Below are 8702 nucleotides of genomic sequence, written 5' to 3'. Positions count from 1 at the left end.
GGCGGTTGGCAAGGCCCGTCAGCCAGTCATGCGATGCCTGCCAGGCGAGGCGCTCCTTCTCGGCATGCAGGGCGTTCTCGAATGCCTGTCGCTGCAGTACCAGCCGCCGCGTGTGCCAGATCAGGAGCAGGATCAGGGTCGCGGCGGTCGCAATGTTGAGGCAGGTGAGCGTCACCTTGATGGCGCGGGAGCCTTCGCCGAGCACGGTGGAGAAGCGCTTGGCATGCACGGTAAATTGGGCGTTGAGCTCGGAGAGGCGCGCCGACAGGAATTGCAGACGGCCGCTGTCCTGAACGGGGCCCTTTGCCAGCTCGGACCGGATGACCTCGCCGAAGACGCTCAACTCCAGCAGCATGGGATCGGTGGCGGTCCACTCGCGGATCGCTTCCTGGAGGAAGCTGACGCCATTGAAATAACGAAACAGCCAGATCAATCCGGGAACGTCATCAGGGTGGTTGCCACCTTGCAGGAAGCCGATGCGGGCGGCCTCGACGTCGACGGGATCGCGCTCGAGTGCCCAGCGAGCAAACTCGTCGCCGATGGGAACGGCAAGCGAAGCCTGGTATTGCGCGAACTGGCCCGGCTCGCCCGAATGCAGATAGAGATTGAGGAAATAGACTGCGTTCTTCTGCGAGCGCGACCATAGCGCTTCTCCCGCGACATAGGCGCGGACCGACGACATCACCTCGAGGCTGAATCCAGCAATCGTCGCCTGGAGCACGACGACCATCGCGAAAGGCGAGACGAGCTTGATGACGTGAAGGAAGTTGTGTCCCTTCGTCGACGACGCTGTTCTGCGAAACACCCTGCGTTCCCCAAATCGCTCAACGACCCCCAGCGGAGCGGTTGCGCCTGCAACGCCAAGTAGAGGAGAAGGTTGCTTAACTCGACCTGAAAAATGCAGAGGACAGCGTCGCAGGGTGAAAGCGTCGTGAAGCGGATGGCCGCAGATCGCTTCAAATACCGAGAAAGCGGAACTGGCGCGGTCTCGGCAAATCAATGCCGCGCATTCGTCGCGTGCGGTTTACCCGATCGAGAGAATTGCTAGACCAGCACCGGCTTTCGCACGCGGCCGGCGTCGCCGAACACGCGCAGGTAACGTTCGATCTCCGAGGGCAGGCCAGTTGCCTTCTCCGGATTGTCGGAGAGCTTGACCGCCGGATGGCCGTCGACCGACGACACCTTGCAGACCAGCGAGATCGGATCGAGATTGAACGAGCCGTCGGGCGTGCAGCCGACAAAGTCGTTGGTGAGGTTGGTGCCCCAGCCGAACGACAGCCGCACGCGGCCGCTGAAATGGTGATAGGTCTCCTCGATCGAGCCGACGTCCATCGCGTCGGAAAAGACCAGCAGCTTGTCCCTGGGGTTGCGACCCTTCTTCTCCCACCAGGCGATGATCTCCTCGCCGGCCTGGATCGGCGGCGCGCTGTCGGGGCGGAAGCCGGTCCAGTCGGCGACCCATTCCGGCGCATCGCGCAGGAAGGCCTTGGTACCGAAGGCATCGGGCAGCGCGATCAGCAGGTTGCCGCCATAGGTCTGCCGCCACTGGTCGAGAATGCGATAGGGCGCCCAGCGCAGCTCCTCGTCGTCTTTGGCAAGCGCAGCCGCGACCATCGGCAGCTCATGGGCATTGGTGCCGATCGCTTCGAGATCGTTGTCCATCGCGAGCAGCACGTTGGATGTGCCGATGAAGGAGGGGCCGAGACCTTCCTTCACCGCCTCGACGCACCAGCGCTGCCAGAGAAAGCCGTGGCGGCGGCGCGTGCCGAAGTCGGAGAGCCGCAAATTCTCCAGCTTGCGCAGCCGCTCGACCTTGGTCCACAGCTTGGCCTTGGCGCGGGCATAGAGAACGTCGAGCTCGAAGCGGCCTCGCCCCTTGATCGCCGCGCGCGAGCGCAGCTCGTTCAGGATCGCGAGCGCCGGAATCTCCCACATCGAGGTGTGGGTCCACGGCCCGTGGAAGTGCAATTCGTACTGGCCGTCGACCTTGCGCAACTCGTATTCGGGAAGGCGGAATTCGGCGAGCCAGCGGATGAAGTCCGCCGAGAACATGTGGGTCTTGCCGTAGAACGTGTTACCGGCCAGCCAGATCAGCTCTTTCTTGGTGAAGCGGATGGTGCGGGCGTGGTCGAGCTGGGCCCGCAGCTCGCCCTCGTCGATGATCTCGGCGAGCCGCACATGGCGCGAGCGGTTGATGACCGAGAAGGTCACCTGCTGATCCGGATAATCTTCCCGAATCATTTGCAACATCAATAGTTTGTAGAAGTCGGTATCAAGCAGGCTGCGGATGATGGGGTCCAGCCGCCAGCTGTGATTGTAGGTCCGGCTCGCAATATCGGTCACTGTCATGGGGCAATTCTAGCGTGGTGGCCCGCGGCCAACCAGTGGGTTTGGCGAGGGGCAGGCTTCCGCGAGTTTGGAGCGGGGGCTCAGTCTCCGGCTGCCGTCGCCGCGACGGTCTCGAGCTGGCCTCGAATCCAGCGATGGGCCGGGTCCTTCTGGTAGCGCTGGTGCCAGACCATGAACATCGGCAGTTCGGCCAGCGTTCGTGTGCGAGATGCCAACGGAATCTGCGTTTGCGCGAAGCCGCTCATCACGCCGGATGCGAGCAGGCTCGGCATGCTCGCGAGCATCTGCGAGCCGCGCAGGAAAGACGGCACGCCCGAAAAGCTCGGCACCGAGATGGCGATGTCGCGGTGGAAGCCGTTGGCCGCGAGGCGGCGGTCGAAGTCGAGCCGTTCGTTGTCGGTATAGACGACGGTGATGTGGCGCGCGGCGAGATAGGCGCTGCGGCCGGCGGGCGCCGCGCGTGCCTTGGGATCGTAGTAGCAGACGTAATGATCGCTGAGCAGACGCTTCTGCACGATGTCGACGCCGGACGGTGGCAGCGGCGTGATCATGAGATCGCAGCGGTTTTCGCGCAGCATGGCCGGCGAGGGCGATTGCGAGGGAATGACGCGCAGGTTCAAATTCTTCACCTGGCCGGCGACATGGTCGAAGAAGCGCGGCAGCAGCAGGTCGCGCTGGAAATCGTTGGCGGCGATCGTCAGCGACAGCTGGGCCTGGGCCGGCGCAAAGCTGACGCCGCCGGCGAAGCTGCGCATCTCGTCGATCAGCGCGCGCGCCCTCGCCGCAAGGGCCTGGGCGTGTGCCGTGGCGACAATGCCGCGGCCGGACTTGGCGAACAGCGGATCGCCGGCAATCCGCCGCAGCTTGTTCAGTCCGTGGCTGACCGCGGATTGTGTCAAGCCGAGCCGCGTTGCCGCCGCCGTCACCGAGCCTTCCTCCAGCACCGCGAGGAACAGCTCGAGGGCGTGGCCGTCGAGCGCCAAATGATCGATTTCCTTCATGTAATTCATTATAATCGATCTATTTATCTTGGGAATAGGTGGCGGCATTATCGTTCAATAAGCCGCGCACCCGGACCCCCGGGGCGCCCCAGGGAGAGACAACGCCGATGAATGCCCAGGCGAAAGCCTTGCAGGATCCCCGCCTCAACCGCCCCGAGCCGTTCACGCCGCCGCTTGGCGATGGCGGCTTCTTCCAGCGCGACCGCTCCATCCATCCGCCGGCCTATGCGCCCGGCTACAAATCCTCCGTGCTGCGCTCCCCGCGCCAATCGCTGCTGTCATTGGAGAATTCGGTCTCGGAGATCACGGGGCCGGTGTTCGGCCACAACGATCTCGGCCCGCTCGACAACGACCTGATCCGCAACTACGCCAAGGACGGCGATCCCGTCGGCGAGCGCATCATCGTCCACGGGCGTGTGCTGGACGAGACCGGCCGTGGCGTTCCGAATACTCTGGTCGAATTCTGGCAGGCCAATGCCGGCGGCCGCTACCGCCACAAGAAGGATACCTATCTCGCGCCGATCGATCCGAACTTCGGCGGCTGCGGCCGCGCGCTGACGGACGACACCGGCTACTACTATTTCCGCACGGTGAAGCCGGGCCCCTATCCTTGGCGCAATTTCGTCAACAGCTGGCGCCCGGCTCACATTCACTTCTCGGTATTCGGCTCGGGCTTTGCGCAGCGGCTGATCACGCAGATGTACTTTGAAGGCGACCCCCTGATTCCGGTCTGCCCGATCCTGACGACCATTCCGGACAAGGACGCGCTCGACCGTCTCGTCGCGCCGCTCGACCTCAACGCCTCGACGCCGTTCGACTCGCTCGCCTACCGCTTCGACATCGTCCTGCGCGGCCAGCGTTCCACCTATTTCGAAAATCGCACCGCGGGGAACTAAGTCCATGCCGCAGCCCCTGAACTATCTCAAGGAAACCGCCTCGCAGACCGCGGGTCCCTACGTCCATATCGGCTTAATCCCCGCGATGGCCGGCTTCGACATCTTCGAGAAGAACTTTTCCAACGTGCTGGTGACGCCGAACAGCAAGGGCGAGCGCATCACGCTGGAAGGCAGAGTGCTCGACGGCAGCGGTACGCCGCTGCGCGACGTGCTGCTGGAAATCTGGCAGGCCAATGCGGCCGGCCGCTACAACCACCCGGCGGATCGCTCGGCCGGTGCGCTGGAGGAAGGGTTTCGCGGCTGGGGCCGCGCCGGCTCCGACTTCGACAGCGGCCTCGTCACTTTCGAGACCATCAAGCCCGGCGCGATCACCGACAAGACCGGGCGCAAATGCGCGCCGCACGTCAATGTCTGGATCGTCGCGCGCGGCATCAATATCGGTCTCAACACGCGGCTCTATTTCTCGGACGAAGAGGCCGCCAATGCCGCCGATCCCGTGCTCAACCTGATCGAGCAGCCGACGCGCCGCAAGACGTTGATCGCCACGCGCAGCGAGCGCGCCGGCAAGGTCGTATATTCCTTCACGATCAATTTGCAGGGCCCTGAGGAGACGGTGTTCTTCGACGTGTGACTGTCCGGCGATCGGGGCGCAGGATCACTCGACCCGGTCGTCACGTCTGATCGTTCCGCGCGCGAGGAATTGCGGCGGCATCCGCACCTCACGTGATACCGGCCGCTCGACCGGATCGCGCCCCACTTTTGGTTTCAGTTCCACCAGATCAATGAAGACGTCCGCCTGCCGGCGCAGGTCGTCGGCGACCATGGCGGGTTGCGTGGAGAGCGTGGAGACGACCGTCACGCGGACGCCGCGGCGTTGCAGGGCTTCCACCAGTGAGCGGAAGTCCCCATCGCCCGAGAACAGCACGATCTCGTCGACATGCTCCGCAAGCTCCATTGCACTCACGGCGAGCTCGACATCCATGCTGCCCTTCACCTTGCGGCGGCCGGTGGTGGCGTCGACGAACTCCTTGGTGAGCTTGGTGACGACGGTGTATCCGTTATAGTCGAGCCAATCGATCAACGGACGAATTGACGAGAACTCCTGATCCTCGACGACGGTCGTGTAGTAGAAGGCGCGCAACAGCGTACCCCGGCCTTGAAATTCGCCGAGCAGACGTTTGTAGTCGATGTCGAAGCCGAGCGCTTTCGAGGTGGCGTAGAGATTGGAGCCATCGATAAAGAGTGCGATCTTCCCAATCGAAGACATTCTGCACAAATCTCCAATTCCGCGCACAGTCTGTCGCGCGGGAAAATACCGGCGGCGCCGATGGCTTGCTGAAAAAGTGGCGCAGACGACCGGAGGAAGGGGCCGCCTTGCGCCGAGGTCGAGGGAATTCCATGGCCACCAGCGCCGGGGCGCCGAATACAGCCACGCTAAGGCGAGCCCATTCCCTGCTCAATTGTACGGAGGTAAAGGGCCTCTATCCAAAGGATAGCACCGCATATACGAAGGTAAGTGGTCGCACCGGCAACGTCTGATGGTCACCCTTCGCTACCATGCAGCTGCGCGCGAAAGGCGCGCGGCGACAGTCCCGTGGCGGCCGCATAGACCCGGCTGAAATAGGCGGGATCCTCGAAGCCGAGCGCGTAGGCGATCGTCGAGACCGGGAGGTTGGTGTAGACGAGGTTGCGCCGCGCTTCGCGGATCAACCGGTTGAGGATCAAATGCGAGGCGGTGTCGCCGGTGGCGGCCCGCGTGATCCGGTTGAGATGGGTCGGCGTGATCGACAGCGCGCCTGCGTAGTTCGCGACGCTCCAGCGCTCCAGATGATGCTGCTCGAGCAGCGCCTCGAAGCGGCGGAAGAGACCGCTTTCCGCCGTGCCGTTGCCGCCGCTCTCGCCGGTGAGCGCGCGGGCGACCAGTCCGATCATGGCCGCCGACAACGCACGCAGCACATGGGCGCGACCGTAGTCACGCGCCGCGTGCTCGGCGAAGATCTGTTTCATGGTGGCGCGGAGCTGCGGCGTGCCGCGCACCACGCCCGATTGCGACAGGACTCCGCGCAAACCTTCGGCGGCAAGCAGCGCCTCGTCCAGGATTTCGGCGGCGATGGTCAATACCCAGCCCTGGGTATCCGGCTCGAAGCGGAAGCCGTGGACGTGGCCGACCGGCACGTTGACGATCTGCATCGGCTTCAAGGGTACCACCCGCCCGTCGAGCGTCGCTTCGCCGCCGCCGCGCTCGATCAGCAGCACCTGGTGCAGCCGGGCATGCCGGTGCACGGCGAGGGTCCAGTCGTGCAGCACTGAGCGGGACGCAATCGTCTCGCAATGCACGACGTCGGGCAGATCGCCGGATTCGCCGAACAGATTGTAGACCCGGATCGCCGGGGCAGGAGCGGTGCTTCTCATGTTCGAATAGTACAAGACAAAGGCGAAACCCTCCATCGGGCTTCAGCGCAAAATCTGCAAAAAAGTGCCGACGGGAGGACGCAAAAATGAAAGTTCAGGTCTGTATCATCGGCGGTGGGCCGTCCGGGCTGCTGCTGTCCCAGCTCCTGCATCTCAAAGGCATCGACACGATCGTGCTGGAGAAATACAGCCGCGACCACGTGCTCGCCCGGATCCGCGCCGGCGTGCTCGAGCACGGTTTTGCGAAACTGATGCGCGAGGCACAATGCGGCGAGCGGATGGACCGGGAGGGCGAGATCCACAACGGGTTCGAGATCGCCCATGACGGCGTGCTTTCCAAGATCGACCTGCACAAGCATTCCGGCGGCAATTCGGTGCTGGTCTACGGCCAGACCGAGCTCACGCGCGATCTCTATGAGGCGCGTGACCGCTTTGGCGGCAAGGTCGTGCACAATGCCGAGGATGTGACGCCGCACGACCTGGCCTCCGACCGGCCCTATGTGACCTACCGATCGAACGGCGAGACAAACCGCGTCGATTGCGACTACATCGTCGGTGCCGACGGCTTTCACGGCGTCAGCCGCAAATCGATCCCGAAGGATGTCCTGCGCGAATACGAGAAGATTTATCCGTTCGGCTGGCTCGGGATTCTGTCGCGTACCAGGCCCGTGTCGCCCGAGCTGATCTATGTGAAGCACGAGCGCGGCTTTGCGCTCTGCTCCCTGCGTTCGCAAGTGCTCAGCCGCTACTACATCCAGGTGCCGCTGACCGACAAGGTGGAGGACTGGAGCGACGATGCGTTCTGGGCCGAGCTGAAGCGCCGCCTGCCTGACGACGTCGCAGGACGCCTGATTACGGGGCCGTCGATCGAGAAGAGCATCGCGCCGTTGCGCAGCTTCGTCGCCGAGCCGATGAGCTATGGCCGCCTGTTCCTCGCCGGCGATGCCGCCCACATCGTGCCGCCGACCGGCGCGCGCGGACTGAACAGCGCCGCCTCCGACATCTACTATCTTTACCACGCCATGCTCGCGCACTATCAGCGCGGCGACGATTCCGGCCTCAAGGGCTACTCCGCCAAGGCGCTGGCGCGGATCTGGAAGGCGCAGCGCTTCTCCTGGTGGATGACGATGCTGCTGCATCGTTTCCCTGACCGGATCGAATATGAAGACCGTCTGCAACAGACGGAGCTGGACTATCTGCTCTCGTCGGAGACGGCGCAGCGCCTGCTCGCGGAGAATTATGTGGGCCTGCCGTTTTAGGCAGTGGCCACTTTCACCCTCCCCTGGAGGGGGCCGTGAGGGGCAGGGGAAGCGCACGCAGCGCGAGCGGGTGGGGTGATCTCTCCACGCGGGCACTGTTGGTGAGGAGGGACTGTGACTCCACCCCGGCTCATATTATCGCTGCGCTCAATGTGAACCGACCCTCACCCTTCCAGGCAGGATAAGAGGCCACTACTTCCCTTCCAGTATATTGACCGGCGTCCAATCCGGCGGCGGCGGACTTGCCGCAAGCGCCCTTGCGCGCTTCGCAAACGACGCCGACGCCGGATCGCTCGGCGCCGTGCGCTCGAACGTATCGGCCGCTTTCGTAAATTCCCTCGCCCGCCAGCAGGCCAGCCCCTCCGCGTACGCCGCGGTCACCTTCGCCTGCGCGACGCTCTCCGCGCCCTTCTCCGCCAGCGGCTCGAACACCCTGATCGATTCGCCGCGCCCCATCACCCTGATCGCGTCCAGCTCGCGCCACGCAAATGTGTCGCCGCTCTGCGCGACCGTTGCTTCCGATGCCATGATCGCGGTGCCGTAATATTTGTTGGCGCCTTCGAGCCGCGAGGCGACGTTTACGGTGTCGCTCATCACGGTGTAGTTGAAACGGCGGCGGGAGCCGATATTGCCGACCACGGCTTCGCCGCTGTTGAGCCCGATGCGGTGCGAGAGGCCGTGGCCGGCGAAGGCGGGGTTGTTGGCGTTGAGGTCTGCCAGCTTCTCGTGGCATTTCAGCGCCGCGTGGACGGCGTTGCGCGCATGGGCAGGATCGTCGGCGGGTG

General features: G+C 64.0%; 7 protein-coding genes and 2 pseudogenes. 3 read left to right on the top strand and 6 right to left on the bottom strand.

Going from position 1 to position 8702, the window contains the following annotated elements; all coding sequences use genetic code 11:
- From A5906_RS45750 to A5906_RS37695, 3 genes and pseudogenes are all read right to left on the bottom strand, one after another.
- Positions 1-682, bottom strand: a pseudogene (locus tag A5906_RS45750) (GGDEF domain-containing protein); the annotation flags it as partial.
- A gap of 362 nt (positions 683-1044) precedes the next feature.
- A complete protein-coding gene (gene pncB / locus A5906_RS37700) occupies positions 1045-2349 on the bottom strand; it encodes a nicotinate phosphoribosyltransferase (RefSeq protein ID WP_080140174.1) in 1305 nt (434 codons plus the stop codon).
- An 80-nt stretch (positions 2350-2429) separates the two neighbouring features.
- A complete protein-coding gene (locus A5906_RS37695) occupies positions 2430-3359 on the bottom strand; it encodes a LysR family transcriptional regulator (RefSeq protein WP_080140173.1) in 930 nt (309 codons plus the stop codon).
- Between the two features lie 98 nt (positions 3360-3457).
- Here A5906_RS37695 and pcaH point away from each other — a divergent pair, with 98 nt between their 5' ends.
- Together pcaH and pcaG are read left to right on the top strand one after the other, a co-directional pair.
- A complete protein-coding gene (gene pcaH / locus A5906_RS37690; protein WP_080140172.1) occupies positions 3458-4246 on the top strand; it encodes a protocatechuate 3,4-dioxygenase subunit beta in 789 nt (262 codons plus the stop codon).
- A 4-nt stretch (positions 4247-4250) separates the two neighbouring features.
- Complete coding sequence (gene pcaG, locus A5906_RS37685; protein ID WP_080140171.1) at positions 4251-4877, top strand: protocatechuate 3,4-dioxygenase subunit alpha; 627 nt, start codon at positions 4251-4253, stop codon at positions 4875-4877.
- A 24-nt stretch (positions 4878-4901) separates the two neighbouring features.
- Here pcaG and A5906_RS37680 read toward each other — a convergent pair whose 3' ends face one another.
- The gene (locus A5906_RS37680) at positions 4902-5513 is read right to left on the bottom strand and encodes a LabA-like NYN domain-containing protein (RefSeq protein ID WP_080140170.1); all 612 of its coding nucleotides are present in this window, start codon (positions 5511-5513) and stop codon (positions 4902-4904) included.
- A gap of 275 nt (positions 5514-5788) precedes the next feature.
- Positions 5789-6694, bottom strand: coding sequence for a helix-turn-helix domain-containing protein (locus A5906_RS37675; RefSeq protein WP_080140169.1), 906 nt, complete (start codon positions 6692-6694; stop codon positions 5789-5791).
- Between the two features lie 50 nt (positions 6695-6744).
- On the opposite strand from A5906_RS37675, the gene pobA reads away from it, so the two are divergent.
- Complete coding sequence (pobA, locus tag A5906_RS37670; RefSeq protein WP_080140168.1) at positions 6745-7917, top strand: 4-hydroxybenzoate 3-monooxygenase; 1173 nt, start codon at positions 6745-6747, stop codon at positions 7915-7917.
- A gap of 192 nt (positions 7918-8109) precedes the next feature.
- Here the strand turns inward: pobA and A5906_RS45745 are convergent.
- Positions 8110-8702 (bottom strand): annotated as a pseudogene (locus A5906_RS45745) (adenylate/guanylate cyclase domain-containing protein); the annotation flags it as partial.

Source organism: Bradyrhizobium sacchari (assembly GCF_002068095.1).
GTDB classification, from domain to species: domain Bacteria; phylum Pseudomonadota; class Alphaproteobacteria; order Rhizobiales; family Xanthobacteraceae; genus Bradyrhizobium; species Bradyrhizobium sacchari.
The sequence above is the reverse complement of the archived record's forward strand: the minus strand, read 5'-3'. Positions and strand labels throughout refer to the sequence as shown.

Excerpts from the sequence above, each read along its gene's own strand:
- pcaH (WP_080140172.1), top strand. The coding sequence starts at position 3,458 with ATGAATGCCCAGGCGAAAGCCTTGCAGGATCCCCGCCTCAACCGCCCC.
- A5906_RS37680 (WP_080140170.1), bottom strand. The coding sequence starts at position 5,513 with ATGTCTTCGATTGGGAAGATCGCACTCTTTATCGATGGCTCCAATCTC.
- pcaG (WP_080140171.1), top strand. The coding sequence starts at position 4,251 with ATGCCGCAGCCCCTGAACTATCTCAAGGAAACCGCCTCGCAGACCGCG.
- A5906_RS37695 (WP_080140173.1), bottom strand. The coding sequence starts at position 3,359 with ATGAATTACATGAAGGAAATCGATCATTTGGCGCTCGACGGCCACGCC.
- pncB (WP_080140174.1), bottom strand. The coding sequence starts at position 2,349 with ATGACAGTGACCGATATTGCGAGCCGGACCTACAATCACAGCTGGCGG.
- pobA (WP_080140168.1), top strand. The coding sequence starts at position 6,745 with ATGAAAGTTCAGGTCTGTATCATCGGCGGTGGGCCGTCCGGGCTGCTG.
- A5906_RS37675 (WP_080140169.1), bottom strand. The coding sequence starts at position 6,694 with ATGGAGGGTTTCGCCTTTGTCTTGTACTATTCGAACATGAGAAGCACC.